The following is a 14,932-nucleotide window of genomic DNA, read 5'->3' on the forward strand; positions in this document are numbered from 1 at the left end:
GTGTTCCCCAACTCTACCGCGCTCAATCACACAGAATTGCCCCCTCCGTTTCTCTTACGGAGGGGGCAATCCGATGAACGCTCGGTTACCGCGGTGACCGGGGGCGACGATCAGCCGCCGGCGACCGCCGGGATGATCGAGACGCCGGCGCCGTCGGGGGTCGCCGTGTCCAGGCCCTGCTCGAACCGCACGTCGTCGTCGTCGACGTACACGTTGACGAACCGGCGCAGCTTGCCCTGGTCGTCCAGGACCCGGGCGGCGATCCCGGTGTGGTTCTTCTCCAGGTCGGCGATGACCTCGCCGAGCGTCCCGCCCTCGGCGGCGACCTCGGCCCGGCCGCCGGTGTAGGTGCGCAGGATGGTGGGGATGCGAACGGTCACGCTCATGCGAGGCCAGCCTCTCGGAAGGAGTCCAGGGTCGGGCGGATGGTGGCGGTCAGACCGGTGCCGGCCACCGCGTCCAGGGTCTTCAGGCCGTCGCCGGTGTTCAGGACGACCGTGGTCTTCGCCGGGTCCAGCAGGCCGTCCTCGAGCAGCTTGCGGGCGACGCCGACGGTGACCCCGCCCGCCGTCTCCGCGAAGATCCCCTCGGTGCGGGCGAGCAGCCTGATCGCGTCCACGACCTGCTCGTCCGTCACGTCCTCCACGGCACCGCCGGTGCGGCGCGCGATGTCCAGGACGTACGGCCCGTCGGCCGGGTTGCCGATCGCCAGGGACTTGGCGATGGTGTCCGGCTTCTGCGGGCGGACCACGTCGTGGCCGGCCTTGAAGGCGGTGGACACCGGCGAGCAGCCCGCGGCCTGGGCGCCGAAGATCTTGTACGGCCGGTCCTCGACCAGGCCCAGCCTGATCAGCTCCTGGAGCCCCTTGTCGACCTTCGTCAGCTGGGAGCCGGAGGCGATCGGGATCACGAGCTGGTCGGGCAGCCGCCAGCCGAGCTGCTCGCAGATCTCGTACGCCAGGGTCTTGGAGCCCTCCGCGTAGTACGGCCGCAGGTTGACGTTGACGAAGCCCCAGCCCTCGCCGGCCGGGTCGCCGATCAGCTCGGAACAGAAGCGGTTGACGTCGTCGTAGTTGCCCTCGATGCCGACGAGGTCACCGCCGTAGACCGCGGCCATGACGATCTTGGCCTGCTCCAGGTCGTGCGGGATGAACACACAGGAGCGCAGACCGGCCCGGGCGGCGGCGGCGCCGACGGCGCCGGCCAGGTTGCCGGTGGAGGAGCAGGAGAGCGTGGTGAAGCCGAAGGCGCGGGCGGCCTCCAGGGCCTGGGCGACGACCCGGTCCTTGAAGGAGTGGGTCGGGTTGCCGGAGTCGTCCTTGATGTACAGGCCGCCGGTCACGCCCAGTTCGCGGGCCAGGTTGTCGGCCTTGACCAGCCGGGTCCAGCCCGGGTTGAGGTTGGGCTTGCCGGCCACGTCCGCCGGGACCGGCAGCAGCGGCGCGTACCGCCAGATGCTGGCGGGGCCGGCCTCGATGCGGCGCCGCAGTTCCTCGGTGTCGTAGGCGGAGAAGTCGTAGGCGATCTCCAGCGGGCCGAAGCACTCCTGGCAGGCGAAGACCGGTCCGAGCGGCACCCGGTGGCCGCACTCGCGACAGCTCAGGGCGGCGGCGGGGCCGAGGTCGACGGCGGATTCGCTGGTGGTGGCAACTGTCTGCACAGCCATGTGAGGCGAGGCCCTTTCTCCTCATCTTCCTCACGACGCATCTCGTCGCGAGACGGATTTGGCACCTTCCCTAGCCGGGAGCCTCGCGTGGAAGACGAGTACCGGCTGGAGGGTTGCCGGGGCTTCATCGGGCCGTGTCCCTCTGCCCCTCTGGATGAGCTGTATGCGGTTGTGTGAACGCCCGCCGACCCCGACATGCGATGGTCACCGGCGTTGTTCAAGACTGTAACCGACGGCCAGGACAGTTGAGATAGTCGTCCGAACCGCGAGATGCATCACACGGAGACGTGTGGTCGTGACAGTGAGGAGCCGCCGACCGTGCTGGAAGAAGTCGAGCGCTGGCTGAGCACCCGCTCCTGGTCCGTGGCCGACCGCCCGCTGCACCAGGTGCTGGCCGCCAAGCAGCGCACGGGCCGGACGATCAGCGTCGTCCTGCCCGCCCTCAACGAGGAGGCGACGGTGGGCGACATCGTCACCGTCATCCGGCACGACCTCGTGGAGCGGGTGCCGCTCGTCGACGAGATCGTGGTCGTCGACTCCGGCTCCACCGACCGCACCTTCGAGGTCGCCGCGCGCGCGGGCGCCCGGGTGGTCCACCGCGACGAGATCCTGCCCCGCCTCCCCGCCGTCCCCGGCAAGGGCGAGGTGCTGTGGCGCTCGCTGCTGGTGACCCGCGGGGACATCCTGTGCTTCATCGACGCCGACCTGCGGGACTTCTCCTCCGACTTCGTCTCGGGGATCGTCGGACCGCTGCTCACCGACCCGGACGTGGACCTGGTCAAGGCGATGTACGACCGTCCGCTCGCCGGTGCCGCGGGGCAGGGCGGCCGGGTCACCGAGCTGATGGCCCGGCCGCTGCTGAACATGCACTGGCCGCAGCTTGCCGGGTTCGTGCAGCCGCTGGGCGGCGAGTACGCGGCCCGCCGCTCCCTGCTGGAGCAGTTGCCGTTCCCGGTCGGCTACGGCGTGGAGCTGGGCATGCTGGTGGACGCGCTGCACCTGGCCGGCCTGGACGCGCTGGCCCAGGTCGACGTGGGCGTGCGCAAGCACCGCCACCAGGACGGCCAGGCCCTCGGCCGGATGGCCGCCGCGATCTACCGCACCGCACAGCTACGGCTGGCCCGCGGCCATCTCATCCGGCCCGCACTGACCCAGTTCGAGCGGGGCGAGGACGGTTTCGAGCCGCGCACGTACTCGGTGGACACCGAGGAGCGGCCGCCCATGGCGGAGATCGCCGAGTACGCCGAACGGAAGGTGGCGTGAACGGGCCGTATACGGTCGGCTCCGCAGGTGGATCGCACGTTTGAGGGTTTACGGGCCGGGCTAGGTTGAGGCGTATGGCTCCCACGCACGATCCTGCCGAGAAAGCCCGGGTGCTGGTCGCGTCGAATCGCGGCCCGGTGTCCTACCAGGTACACGAGGACGGCTCACTGCACGCCAGAAGGGGCGGCGGCGGACTGGTCTCGGGGCTGTCCGCCATCGGCTCGGACGCCGGCTCGGTGTGGGTGTGCGCCGCGCTCGGCGACGGCGACCGGGCCGCCGTCCGGCGCGCGGACGGCGGGCTGCTGCCGGCCGGGGACACCGGCGGGCAGCGGGTGCGGATGCTCGACATCGACGCGTCCGTGCACGCCGACGCGTACAACGGCATCGCCAACTCGGTCCTCTGGTTCGTCCACCACATGCTGTACCAGACCCCCCTGGAACCGGCGTTCGACGCGGAGTTCCGGCGGCAGTGGGCGGCGTACCGGGAGTACAACCGGGCCTTCGCCGAGGCGCTGGCCGAGGAGGCGGGCGAGGGCGCGGCGGTGCTGATCCAGGACTACCACCTGGCCCTGGCCCCGCGCATGCTCCGCCGGCTCCGGCCGGACCTGCGCATCGGCCACTTCTCGCACACGCCCTGGGCCCCGCCGGACTACTTCCGGCTGCTGCCCGACGACATCGCGGCCGAGCTGCTCGACGGCATCCTGGGTGCGGACCGGGCGGCGTTCCTCACCCGGCGGTGGGCGGACGCCTTCACGGCCTGCTGTCACGCGGCGCTCGGGCCCGACAGCCTGTCCGGCACCCGGATCGGGGTGCACGGGCTGGGCGCGGACGCGGACTTCCTGCGCGAGCGGGCGCACCGCGAGGACGTGGCCGAGCGGATGGCGGCGCTGCGCGAGGAGATCGGCCCCGGCCGCAAGACGGTCGTCCGGGTGGACCGCACCGAGCTGTCCAAGAACATCGTGCGCGGGCTGCTGGCGTACCGCCAGCTCCTCGACGACCACCCCGAGTGGCGGGAGAAGGTCGTCCACGTGGCGTTCGCCTACCCGTCCCGGCAGGACCTCGCCGTGTACCGCGACTACACCGCCGAGGTGCAGCGGCTCGCGGACGAGATCAACGAGCGGTACGGCACGCCCGGCTGGACCCCGGTGGTGCTGCACGTGAAGGACGACTTCGCGCGCTCCCTGGCCGCGTACCGGCTGGCCGACGTGGCGCTGGTGAACCCCATCCGGGACGGCATGAACCTGGTCGCCAAGGAGGTCCCGGTCGTCTCGGACCACGGCTGCGCGCTGGTGCTGTCCCGGGAGGCCGGCGCGCACGAGGAACTGGGCGAGGACGCGTTCACGGTGAACCCGTACGACATCACGGGCACGGCGCAGGCCCTGCACACGGCACTGAGCCTGCCGCCGGAGGAGCGCTCGGCCCGCAGCAAGCGCCTGGCCACCGCCGCGACCGCCCTCCCGCCCGCCCGCTGGTTCCTGGACCAACTCGCAGAACTGACCAACGACCCGAACTGAGCGACGCGCGGACCGACGACGACTGGACCGGCGACCACCGGACCAACCACCCGCGACCGGCCGGCCGGATGAGGCGACCGGCGCGCCGACCAGACGGTCGGCTTGCCGGCGGCGGACTTGCGGCCGATGGGCGAGCGATCGCCCGAAACGGGTCGCTGACCAACCGACCGGACGCCCGGCGGCGGTCGGCGGACCGGCGGCCGGTCCACGGTCCGACCGGACGACCGAGCCGGCGTCAGCCAGCCGGCACGCGGCCTTCGGCCGGGTGAGGCCGTCAGCCGGGCCGGCCAGAGGGCCGGGCCAAGCCGTCGGCGTACGGTCGGCGGCTCGCCGGACCTCGGGCCGGTCGGGCAGCCGGGCCAGACGGTCGGCCGGGCCGGAGGGAACGGCCGGTCGGCCGGGCAGCCCGGCCAAGCCGTCAGGCACGCTGGCCGGGCAGCCCGGACGACATCTTCGGTGCGGGCAGGTGGGTGTCAGGCGTCGAGGTGGCGGGTGAGGTCGCGGAGGAGTGCCACCACTCCTTCGGGGCCGTCGACCACCAGGTCGGCTCGGTCCGCCAGCTCGGTGACCTCCGTGCTGCCGCTGCAGACCAGCAGGCCGGGCGTGCCGTTCTTGCGGAGTTCCTCGACCGCGGCGAAGGCGGGCAGGTCGCCGAGGTCGTCGCCGGCGTAGACGACGCAGCCGGCGCCGGTGGCGCGGACGTGGCCGAGCAGGGCCACGCCCTTGTCCATGCCCGGCGGGCGCAGCTCCAGGACCAGCCGGCCGGGTTCGACGATCAGGCCGTGCCGGGCGGCGAGAGCGGTGAGCGGGCCGCGCAGGGACTCGAACGCGGCCTGCGGGTCGGCGGCGCGGCGGGTGTGCACCGCGAGGGCGCGGCCCTTCTCCTCGATCCGGATGCCCTGGTCCGCGCCGGCGCGCTCCAGCAGGCCGGGCAGTTCGGCGCGGGCGGCGGCGACGCCGGGGTGCGGGGGCGGGGCGGTGACGGTGCCGGTGGCCGCGTCCCAGCGCTCGGCGCCGTAGTGGCCGAGGACGGTGAGGTGCTCCAGGCCGGGGACGTCGGCGAACCCGCCGTAGCGGACCGCCACCTCGGGCGGGCGGCCGGTGATCACGGCGACGGAGGCGACCTCCGGGGCGAGCGCGGCCAGCACGGGTACGGCCTCGGGGTGGGCGCGGGCCTGCTCGGGGTCGGCGACGATGGGGGCCAGCGTGCCGTCGAAGTCCAGGCCGATCAGCGCGGAGCGGGGCCGCGCCAGCAGCGCGGCGAGCCCGTCGCGGCCGGGCCGGGTCCGCGGGACCGGCAGCGGGTGCGGGGGTTCCGTCGTGTGGGTGCCCATACAGCGACCCTATCCACGAGGGCCCGGGTCCACTCCTCGGCGTTCGGCGCGGCGGGCCTCGCGCAGACGGCGCAGGCGGTTGACCGTCACGGGGTCGTGGGCGAGGGCCCGCTCGTCGTCCAGGAGAGCGTTGAGGAGCTGGTAGTAGCGGACCGGGACGAGGCCCAGTTCCTCACGGATCGCCCGTTCCTTCGCGCCGGCGCCGGGAAAACCCCGGCGCTCCAGCGCGAGGACGGCCTTCTCACGGCTGCCGAGTTCCATGCGGCCACGGTAGCGCCGGGCACCGACAGCCGGAGCCGGCCGGGGTCAGCCCTGGCTGCTGCTGTCGGCCGCCGTGGCCGTGGACTGCAGCCGGCTCAGGACGGCGGAGGGGTTGCCGCCGGGGGCGACGGCCTGGCCGATGTTCTTCTTCACGGCCGCGCTGACCGCCGCCCAGGAGGTCTTGCCGACGGGGTACAGCCCGGAGGTGGGCAACTGGTCCAGGAAGGGACGCAGGGCCTTGTCCCCGGCCGCGTCCGACGCGCTCATGGCGTTGGAGGCGGAGCTGGTGACCGGCAGCAGGCCGTAGGTGCGGGAGAAGTCGAGGACGTTCTTCTCGCTGTAGACGAAGTCGAGGAAGTCGCCCGTCTGGTCGGCGTGCCCGTTCCTGAACGCCATCATCCAGTCGGCGACGCCCATGGAGGCCCTGGCCCTGCCGTCCCGGCCGGGCATCGGCACCATGCCGAACTTCACGCCCTTGCGGGCGGCCTGCTGGATCAGCGTGGGATGCCCGTTGACCATGCCGACCTGGCCGTCGGCGAACGCGGCGAAGGCGTCCGCGCGGTTCAGCTTGCCGGGCGCGACCGGGCCGGTCAGGCCCTTGCCGACCAGCTCGTCCTTGAGCCAGGCGAACGTCGAGACGTTCGCCGCGGAGTCGATCGTGTAGGTGCCTATGTCGTCGGTGTAGCCGCTGCCGCCGTTGCCGCCGGCGAGCAGCCACTGCATGGTCTCGGCCTGGGCCTCCTCGGGGCCGAGCGGCAGGGCGTAGGGGTACTTCACGCCCTTGTCCTTGAGCGCCTGGGCGTCGGCGGCGAGCTGGTCCCAGGTGGTGGGCGGGGTGATACCGGCCTTGTCGAAGAGGGTCTTGTTGTAGAAGAGCACGCGCGTGGAGGCGGCGAACGGGATGCCGTACTGGGTGTGCTTCCACTCGCCGGCGTCGGAGAGCTGGGAGAGGAAGTCGGCCTGGGTGCGGATGGAGAGCAGCTCCGAGGCCGGGTACAGCTTGCCGGCGGCGGCGTAGTCGGCGTAGGCGCCGATCTGGGCGAGGTCGGGCGCGTGGCCGGCGTCGACCATCTCCTTGACCTTGCGGTCGACGTCGTTCCAGGAGTAGACGCTGACCTCGACCCGTACGTCGGGGTGCTTGGCCTGGTAGTCCTTGGCCAGGGCGTCCCAGTACTTCTTGGAGCTGTTGGCGGCGGAGTCGCCGTAGTCGGCGGCGACCAGTCTGAGGGTCACCCCGGAGGAGCCCGTGCTCCCGCAGCCGCCGAGGGCCGCCGTCATGCCCAGTGCGGACACCACCGCGATCGTTCCTGCTGTACGCCGACGCACCCTCAAAGCCCCAACCCTGCTGTCTGACCGTTCAACATATGGACACATAAGGTCTACACCACGCGAGTGGACTAGACCTCTCGCGGGTGGGAGGGCCACACTAGGCCCCGTGGTGAGACATGTCATCGCCCTCGACGTGGGCGGTACCGGGATGAAGGCCGCCCTCGTCGGCGACGACGGCACGCTGCTGCACCGCGCCCGCCGCGCCACCGGCCGCGAGCGCGGCCCCGAGGCGGTGGTGGAGGACATCCTCGACTTCGCCGCCGAGCTGCGCGCCCACGGCGTCGCGCACTGCGGCGAGCCGGCCGGTGCGGCCGGCATCGCGGTCCCCGGCATCGTCGACGAGGCCGCCGGCACCGCCGTCTACGCGGCCAACCTCGGCTGGCGGGACGTACCGCTGCGCGCCCTGCTCGCCGACCGGCTCGGCCTGCCCGTCGCGCTCGGCCACGACGTCCGCGCCGGCGGTCTCGCCGAGGGCCGGATCGGCGCGGGCCGGGGCACGGACCGGTTCCTGTTCGTGCCGCTGGGCACCGGGATCGCGGGCGCCATCGGCCTGGACGGGCGGGTGGAGGCCGGCGCGCACGGCTTCGCGGGCGAGATCGGCCATATCGTCGTACGGCCCGGCGGCACGCCCTGTCCCTGCGGGCAGCGCGGCTGCCTGGAGCGGTACGCCTCCGCGTCCGCCGTCAGCGCGGCCTGGGCGGCGGGCGGCGGCGACGCGGACGCGGACGCGGCGGACTGCGCCCGCGCCGTCGCGTCCGGTGACCCGAACGCCGTCCGGGTCTGGCGGGAGGCGGTGGACGCGCTCGCCGACGGCCTGGTCACCGCCGTCACCCTGCTGGACCCGCGCACGCTGATCATCGGTGGCGGGCTGGCCGAGGCGGGGGAAGTGTTGTTCCGACCGCTGCGGGACGCCGTCCGGCAGCGGCTCACCTTCCAGAAACTGCCCGCCATCGTCCCCGCCGCCCTCGGCGACAGCGCCGGCTGCCTGGGCGCGGGACTGCTGGCGCGCGACCTGCTCACGACCGCTTCATCGACTCCGGAGGTAAGCACCTGATGGCTCCCAGGTTGGTTCTCGCAGGTGCCCGGGTGGTGCTGCCCTCCGGGATCGCGGACGGCGCACGCCTGGCCGTGGAGGGCACGAGGATCGCGGCCGCGGCACCCGAGGACACCGACGTGCTCGACGTGACCGGCCACTGGCTGGTCCCCGGCTTCGTCGACCTCCACAACCACGGCGGCGGCGGCGCCTCCTTCGCCGGCACCGCCGAGGAGATCCTCACCGCCGTGCGCACCCACCGCCGGCACGGCACCACCACGCTCGTCGCCTCCACCGTCACCGACGAGATGGACCTGCTGGTGCGCCAGGCCGGGCTGCTGAGCGAGCTGGCCGAGCAGGGCGAGATCGCGGGCATCCACTTCGAGGGCCCGTTCATCTCGCCGTGCCGCAAGGGCGCGCACTCCGAGGCGCTGCTGCGCGATCCGGACCCGGCCGAGGTCCGCAAGCTGATCGACGCCGCGCGCGGCAAGGCGAAGATGGTCACCCTCGCCACCGAGCTGCCCGGCGGCGTCGACTCCGTACGGCTGCTCGCCGAGCACGGCGTGCTCGCGGCGATCGGGCACACGGACGCGACCTACGAGCAGACGGTGCAGGCCATCGACGCGGGCGCCACCGTCGCCACCCACCTGTTCAACGCCATGCCGGCGCTCAACCACCGCGCGCCCGGCCCGATCGCCGCGCTGCTGGAGGACGAGCGGGTCACCGTCGAGCTGATCAACGACGGCACCCATCTGCATCCCGCGACGCTGGAGCTGGCCTTCCACCACGCGGGCGCGGACCGGGTCGCCTTCATCACCGACGCGATGGACGCGGCCGGCACCGGCGACGGCCGCTACATGCTCGGCCCGCTGGAGGTCGAGGTCAGCGAGGGCGTGGCCCGGCTGGTGGAGGGCGGCTCGATCGCGGGCTCCACGCTCACCCTGGACCGCGCCTTCCGGCGGGCGGTGACCGTCGACAAGCTGTCGGTGCCGGACGCGGTGGCCGCGCTGTCCGCCAACCCGGCCCGGCTGCTCGGCCTCTCCGACCGCGTCGGCTCCCTGGAGCCCGGCAAGGACGCCGACCTCGTCCTGCTGGACGCGCGGTTCGAGGTGAAGGGCGTGATGCGCCGGGGCGAATGGGTGGTGAAGCCCCAACTGCCCTGATCCGTCACCCGGTCCAGAGACGGTGACCGGCCCGCGCACTGGGCCCGCCGCCGTCTCTTTGGCATGATCGAGGCCCCGGAAACCGCAGACAGGCGCAGGCACTTCGAGGGAGGTCGGCCCGGGTGATCCTCACGGTCACACTGAACACCGCTCTCGACCTCACCTATCGCGTACGGTCCCTGCGGCCGCACACCTCCCACCGTGTGGCGGCGGTCGCCGAACGGCCCGGCGGCAAGGGCGTGAACGTGGCCCGGGTGCTGGCCGCGCTCGGCCACCCGGTGACGGTCACGGGGTTCGCGGGCGGCGGGACCGGCCGGGAGATACGCGACCGGCTGGCCGGCACGCCCGGTCTGACGGACGCGTTGGTGCCGGTCGCCGGGGCGAGCCGGCGCACGATCGCCGTGGTCGACGAACTGTCGGGCGACACCACCCAGCTCAACGAGCCGGGCCCGCAGATAGCGCCGGGCGAGTGGGGCGCCTTCCTGGACCGGTACGGCGAACTGCTGGCGGACGCCTCGGCGGTGGCGCTGTGCGGCAGCCTGCCGCCGGGGGTGCCGGTGGGGGCGTACGCCAACCTGGTCCGCACGGCCCGCTCGGCGGGCGTTCCCGTGCTGCTGGACACCAGCGGTGAGCCGCTGCGCCGCGGGGTCGCCGCCCGTCCGGACATCATCAAGCCGAACGCCGACGAACTGGCCGAACTCACCGGCTCGCACGAGCCGTTGCGCTCCACCCAGGACGCCCGCCGGCGCGGCGCCCACGCGGTCGTCGCCTCCCTGGGCGCCGGCGGCCTGCTCGCCGTCACCCCGGAGGGCCGCTGGCGCGCGGTCCCGCCCGCCCGCGAACTCGGCAACCCGACCGGCGCCGGCGACTCGGCGGTGGCCGGCCTGCTGTCGGGCCTGCTGGAGCAACTCCCCTGGCCGGACCGCCTCAGCCGCGCGGCAGCCCTGTCGGCGGCGACGGTACGGGCCCCCGCGGCGGGCGAGTTCGACCACGCGGCCTACGACAAACTCCTGACACGGGTGTCGGTGACGGCGGCGTGACGGCCGCGCTCCCCGCCGGTGACGCGAGGTGCGCCAGAAGTGCTCCGCCATCATGGGCGGAGCACGATTCCAGGGCTCAGCCGCGGCCTAGACCCACCCCTTGACCAGCCACATCTGGTCGATGAGCGCGTCGCACTGGTTGCCCTGCTCGCACGAGAGCTTGATGGTGTTCGTGCCCTTGTCGAGCTGGACCCAGTTGTACGTCTTCGTCCAGCCCTTCTCGTAGTCGCCCGCCGGCGCGCCCGCCCAGTTCTTCAGGTTGACGGTCTTGTCGGACGTCGTGCCGTTGACCGTGAGAGTGGCGTTGGCGTCCTTGCCGGGGACGCTGTAACCGACGTAGACGCTGTACTTGCCGGACTCGGGCACGCCGGTGACGCTCCAGGTGACGGAGGCTCCAGGCTGGTTGAAGCCCGTCACGTAGGTGCCGTCGTCCGACCTGGCTCCCTTGACGTCCGACGCCGTCGTCATCCCGGTCCCGAGGGACAGGCTCTTGGCGTCGGTCTTGGGCAGCTCGGTGCCGGTCGGGCTGGCGCTCGCCGACCGGCTCGGCTCGGAACTCTGCGACGTGGACGGCGCCGCCGAGGCGCCGCCCTCCGTCTTGTCGCCCGCGTCGTCGTTCATCATCGCCACGCCGATGCCGATGACGACCGCGGCGACCACCGCGATCGCGCCGATCAGCAGGCCCTTGGTGTTCGGGCCGCGGCGGGGCGGGGCCGGCTGCGGGGCGCGGCCGCCGGACTGCGGGCCGCCCGGAAGAGTCTCCGGGGCCTGGTAGTGGGTGTTCGGCTGGCCGTAGGCGCCCCGCTGGGGCGCGCCCTGGCCGTACGCGGGCGGCTGCTGCTGGCCGTACTGGCGCTCGCCGACCGCGCGCACCCTGGTGACGGAGTTCGGATAGCCGTACCCACCACCGGACGGCGGCTGGGCTCCCCGGGCCTGGCCGTCTGCGTACAGGTAGCCGAACGGGTCGTCGTCCTCGGGCGTGCTCGCGCCGTTGTCGCCGGGCGTCATCCCTTGGTACTCCTCAACAGTGCGGGCGGATGCGGTGTACGGGTTGGAATGGCGAGCCTACCCGCTCTCACTCGGCCAAACGGGTGACCCAGCCCGCGTCAAACCGCTGACCTGCGGTTCATCCGGCACGGCGGTGCTGTTTGGGACGAGATCGTTTCTCTACGTACATCCGCTCGTCAGCGGACTTCAGCACTTCGTCCGCCGTCATGCCGCAGTGCGCCCACCCGATGCCGAAGCTGGCGCCCACCCGGACGGACCGGCCCTCGGCCCGGATCGGCTGGATGATCTCGTTGCGCAGCCGTACGGCGAGGTCCTGGGCGTCGGCCCGGCCGAGGCCGTCGGCGAGGATCACGAACTCGTCGCCGCCGAGCCGGGCGACCGTGTCGCCGTCCCGGACGCCGTTGCTCAGCCGCCGGGCGACCTCGATGAGGACCGCGTCGCCCGCGTTGTGCCCGTACCGGTCGTTGATCGACTTGAAACCGTCGAGGTCGCAGAAGAGGACCGCGAGGCCCTTGGTGCCGTCGTCGCGGCCGTCCGCGGGCGCCGCGGTGTGCACATGGTGGTCGTAGGCGTCGTAGCCCTCCGCGCCCGGCGTGAAGTCGAAGCCGTGGCCGGCCGGTACCTCGAAGCCGGGGCCGGCCGGGGTGTCGAAGACCGGGTGGCCGTAGGCCGCGTCCAGGGACTCCAGGGCGCCGGCGTGCGCGGGGCGCTGACAGAGCCGGGCGGACAGCCGCGAGCGCAGCTCGGCGGAGTTCGGCAGGCCGGTCAGCGAGTCGTGGGAGGCGCGGTGGGCGAGCTGGAGCTCGCGCCGCTTGCGTTCCTCTATGTCCTCGACGTGGGTGAGCAGGAAGCGGGGGCCGTCGGCGGCGTCCGCGACGACGCTGTTGCGCAGGGACACCCACACGTACGTGCCGTCGCGGCGGCCGAGCCGCAGCTCCGCGCGCCCGCCCTCGGCCGAGGTGCGCAGCAGGGTGCCGATGTCCTCCGGGTGGACGAGGTCGGCGAAGGAGTAGCGGCGCATCGCGGAGGCGGGGCGGCCGAGCAGCCGGCACAGGGCGTCGTTGCTGCGCAGGATGCGGCCGTGCTGGTCGCCGCCCATCTCGGCGATGGCCATGCCGGACGGCGCGTACTCGAAGGCCTGCCGGAAGGACTCCTCGCTGGCGCGCAGGGCCTGCTGCTCGCGCTCCAGGCGGACCAGGGCACGCTGCATGTTCGAGCGCAGCCGGGCGTTGCTGATGGCGATGGCGGCCTGGAAGGCGTACATCTGGAGGGCCTCGCGGCCCCAGGCTCCGGGACGGCGGCCGTTGCGCGGCCGGTCGACGGATATCACGCCGAGCAGTTCACCGGAGGAGCCGCCCTGCACACCGGGGGTGTACATCGGCGCGAAGAGCCGGTCGGAGGGGTGCCACTCGTCCTCGAAGCGCGGCGCGGGCCCGTCGGTGTGCCACTGGGGCACGTCGTCGTCGTCCAGGACCCAGCCTTCGGTGTGCGGTATGAAGACCAGGTCGCCCCAGCGTTCGCCCATGCCCAGCCGGCGGTCCCAGGACTCGCGGGAGCCGGCCCGGCCGGTGATCAGGGCCTCGGCGACGGAGTTGCCGGAGAAGGCGGCGACCACGAGATCGCCGTCCTGGCGGACCAGGTTGACGGCCGCCATCTCGTACCCGAGGGCGTTGACGGCGCCGTCGGCGACGCTCTGCAGTGTGTCCGCCAGGCTGCGGGCCGTGTTCATGTCGGCCATGACCTGGTGCAGCTGTCGCAGGGACGCAAGACGGACGTACGGCTCCGACTCGGTCTCCATGCTCGCCCTCCCCCCGAGACCTCGCAGCGAATCAAGGGTTGTCTCCGGCGCTGCTTCCGCGTTGCCGCGGTGGCACTTCGTATTGCCGTGCAGTTGCTCTTGCCGCTCCTCCCGCCACTGAATCACAGCGCGCTGCCCACTCGGTACACAGGGTCAACAATTCCTGCCCCTTGTGACTCAAGTCACAGCAGAACATGAACAATTGAGTGGAGTTTCTGCGTTTGCCCCCCACGTCGCGCGAACACATACCGTACCCATGTCTTCACATGATGCACGCGCTCCTGCGCCGCCGGACCTAGGACCCGGCTCGGACGAAGGCCCGATGCGCGCCGCGCCGGGCGAAGACTAGCGTTTCCGGCGTGCTGAACACTCCCTCTCCCACGACCCCCCAGGCCACCGGGCATGCTGAGGGGGTGAGCAACGACGAGTTCCGGGCCGCGATGTCCCGGCTGGCCGCGGGCGTGGTCCTGGTCACCGCGCAGGAACCGTCCCTGGACCCGGACGACCCGACGGCGCCGGCCGTGGAGGACGTCGGCATGACCGCCACCGCCTTCCTGTCGGTCTCCCTCGACCCGCCGCTGGTGCTGGTCAGCCTGCGCGAGGGCTCCCGCATGGACGACCTGCTCGCCGAGCAGCCGCTGTGGGCGGTGTCGGTGCTCGCCGAGAGCCAGCGGCACATCGCGGGCCGCTTCGCCATGAAGGGCCGGATCAGCGACCGGCTGCTGTTCGCGGACATCCCGTACGTGCGCGGCGAGGTCACCGGCGCCCCGCTGGTCGGCGGCGCGCTGGCCACGCTGGAGTGCCGCACCGAGCAGCGGGTGACCGCCGGGGACCACACCCTGGTCGTCGGCCGCGTCCTCACCGCCCACGTACCGAGCGCACAGGGCGGCCCCCTGCTGTACTTCCAGGGCCGCTACCGACACCTCGGCTGAGCCGGCCACCCGCGACGCGGGCCGGCCATCCGCGGCCCGGGCCGGCCACCCGCGGCCCGGGCCGACCGGGCGCCGGTGCCCCTCTCGCCCGGGACACCACCGCTGCCGACCGGCCCTCGCGCCGGTTCCGCGACCCCGCCCGAGCGCACGGGGCCGCTCGCCCGACCGGCCCCGCCGGCCCCGGCCCGAGCGCACTGGCCGCCCGCCCGTTCGGCTCCGCGCCCCCGGCCCGACCCACACGGGGCCGCCCGCCCGCGCCGACCCCGCCGGCCCGGCCCCGCCGGTCCGGCCCCGCCTGCCACGGACCCGCCCGCGCCAGCCCCGCGACCCCGCCCGCCCGGTTGGCCACGCGAGCCCGGCCGACCCGCACGCACCCGCCAGCCCTGCCTGACCCGCACGCACCCGCCCGCGCCAGCCCCGCCAGCCCGGTCCAACCCGCACAGACCCGCCCGCCCAGCCAGCCCCGCGAACCCGGCCCGACCCACACGGGCCCGCCACTCACGCCGACCCCGCCAGCCCGGCCCCAGCGCACGGACCCGCCCAGCCGGTCCGCCAGCCCGGCCCGACCCGCACAGACCCGCCCGCCCAGCC

At 73.4% G+C, this 14,932-nt stretch carries 13 protein-coding genes and 1 riboswitch; of the genes, 6 read left to right on the plus strand and 7 right to left on the minus strand.

Annotation, left to right across the window (positions count from 1 at the left end):
* Positions 1-110: 110 nt before the first annotated feature.
* Together ACH4OA_RS10805 and thrC are read right to left on the minus strand one after the other, a co-directional pair.
* On the minus strand, positions 111-386 hold the full coding sequence (locus tag ACH4OA_RS10805; RefSeq protein ID WP_397968643.1) for a MoaD/ThiS family protein: 276 nt from the start codon (positions 384-386) through the stop codon (positions 111-113).
* Positions 383-1,666: a threonine synthase gene (gene thrC / locus ACH4OA_RS10810; RefSeq protein ID WP_365872453.1), complete on the minus strand. Its 1,284-nt coding sequence runs from the start codon at positions 1,664-1,666 to the stop codon at positions 383-385. The genes ACH4OA_RS10805 and thrC overlap by 4 nt, the downstream gene beginning before the upstream one ends.
* Before the next feature lie 18 nt (positions 1,667-1,684).
* Positions 1,685-1,827: riboswitch (SAM riboswitch) on the minus strand.
* Between the two features lie 157 nt (positions 1,828-1,984).
* Between thrC and ACH4OA_RS10815 the strand changes: the two genes are divergently transcribed.
* A complete protein-coding gene (locus tag ACH4OA_RS10815; protein WP_365872451.1) occupies positions 1,985-2,929 on the plus strand; it encodes a glucosyl-3-phosphoglycerate synthase in 945 nt (314 codons plus the stop codon).
* A 110-nt stretch (positions 2,930-3,039) separates the two neighbouring features.
* Positions 3,040-4,443, plus strand: a complete 1,404-nt coding sequence (locus tag ACH4OA_RS10820; RefSeq protein WP_397968754.1) for a trehalose-6-phosphate synthase — start codon at positions 3,040-3,042, stop codon at positions 4,441-4,443.
* 473 nt (positions 4,444-4,916) lie between these two features.
* On the opposite strand, the gene otsB is transcribed toward ACH4OA_RS10820, so the two are convergent.
* From otsB to ACH4OA_RS10835, 3 genes are read right to left on the minus strand one after another with little or no spacing between them, the layout of a single operon-like run.
* A complete protein-coding gene (gene otsB, locus ACH4OA_RS10825; RefSeq protein WP_397968644.1) occupies positions 4,917-5,777 on the minus strand; it encodes a trehalose-phosphatase in 861 nt (286 codons plus the stop codon).
* Between the two features lie 9 nt (positions 5,778-5,786).
* Entirely contained in the window at positions 5,787-6,038 is a 252-nt protein-coding gene (locus tag ACH4OA_RS10830; protein WP_397968646.1) for a DUF3263 domain-containing protein, read from the minus strand.
* Positions 6,039-6,083: 45 nt separating this feature from the next.
* The gene (locus ACH4OA_RS10835; RefSeq protein WP_397968647.1) at positions 6,084-7,334 is read right to left on the minus strand and encodes an extracellular solute-binding protein; all 1,251 of its coding nucleotides are present in this window, start codon (positions 7,332-7,334) and stop codon (positions 6,084-6,086) included.
* Positions 7,335-7,476: 142 nt separating this feature from the next.
* On the opposite strand from ACH4OA_RS10835, the gene ACH4OA_RS10840 reads away from it, so the two are divergent.
* From ACH4OA_RS10840 to ACH4OA_RS10850, 3 genes are all read left to right on the plus strand, one after another.
* Positions 7,477-8,421, plus strand: coding sequence for an ROK family protein (locus ACH4OA_RS10840; RefSeq protein ID WP_397942603.1), 945 nt, complete (start codon positions 7,477-7,479; stop codon positions 8,419-8,421).
* On the plus strand, positions 8,421-9,563 hold the full coding sequence (gene nagA, locus ACH4OA_RS10845; RefSeq protein ID WP_397942554.1) for an N-acetylglucosamine-6-phosphate deacetylase: 1,143 nt from the start codon (positions 8,421-8,423) through the stop codon (positions 9,561-9,563). Before ACH4OA_RS10840 ends, nagA begins: the two co-directional genes overlap by 1 nt.
* A gap of 122 nt (positions 9,564-9,685) precedes the next feature.
* Positions 9,686-10,603, plus strand: coding sequence for a 1-phosphofructokinase family hexose kinase (locus ACH4OA_RS10850; RefSeq protein ID WP_397968649.1), 918 nt, complete (start codon positions 9,686-9,688; stop codon positions 10,601-10,603).
* Between the two features lie 87 nt (positions 10,604-10,690).
* Here ACH4OA_RS10850 and ACH4OA_RS10855 read toward each other — a convergent pair whose 3' ends face one another.
* Complete coding sequence (locus tag ACH4OA_RS10855) at positions 10,691-11,611, minus strand: carbohydrate-binding protein (protein WP_397942550.1); 921 nt, start codon at positions 11,609-11,611, stop codon at positions 10,691-10,693.
* A gap of 118 nt (positions 11,612-11,729) precedes the next feature.
* Complete coding sequence (cdgB, locus tag ACH4OA_RS10860) at positions 11,730-13,409, minus strand: diguanylate cyclase CdgB (protein WP_365872437.1); 1,680 nt, start codon at positions 13,407-13,409, stop codon at positions 11,730-11,732.
* A gap of 359 nt (positions 13,410-13,768) precedes the next feature.
* Here cdgB and ACH4OA_RS10865 point away from each other — a divergent pair, with 359 nt between their 5' ends.
* Positions 13,769-14,341 (plus strand): flavin reductase family protein, encoded by a 573-nt coding sequence (locus ACH4OA_RS10865; RefSeq protein ID WP_397968651.1) that lies wholly within the window; start codon positions 13,769-13,771, stop codon positions 14,339-14,341.
* Positions 14,342-14,932 lie beyond the last annotated feature (591 nt).

Source organism: Streptomyces sp. NPDC017095 (genome assembly GCF_044332325.1).
In the GTDB taxonomy this organism is placed as follows: Bacteria; Actinomycetota; Actinomycetes; order Streptomycetales; family Streptomycetaceae; genus Streptomyces.

Coding starts and splice junctions, on each gene's coding strand:
- ACH4OA_RS10805 (WP_397968643.1), bottom strand. CDS start 386: ATGAGCGTGACCGTTCGCATCCCCACCATCCTGCGCACCTACACCGGC.
- thrC (WP_365872453.1), bottom strand. CDS start 1,666: ATGGCTGTGCAGACAGTTGCCACCACCAGCGAATCCGCCGTCGACCTC.
- otsB (WP_397968644.1), bottom strand. CDS start 5,777: ATGGGCACCCACACGACGGAACCCCCGCACCCGCTGCCGGTCCCGCGG.
- ACH4OA_RS10830 (WP_397968646.1), bottom strand. CDS start 6,038: ATGGAACTCGGCAGCCGTGAGAAGGCCGTCCTCGCGCTGGAGCGCCGG.
- nagA (WP_397942554.1), top strand. CDS start 8,421: ATGGCTCCCAGGTTGGTTCTCGCAGGTGCCCGGGTGGTGCTGCCCTCC.
- ACH4OA_RS10855 (WP_397942550.1), bottom strand. CDS start 11,611: ATGACGCCCGGCGACAACGGCGCGAGCACGCCCGAGGACGACGACCCG.
- cdgB (WP_365872437.1), bottom strand. CDS start 13,409: ATGGAGACCGAGTCGGAGCCGTACGTCCGTCTTGCGTCCCTGCGACAG.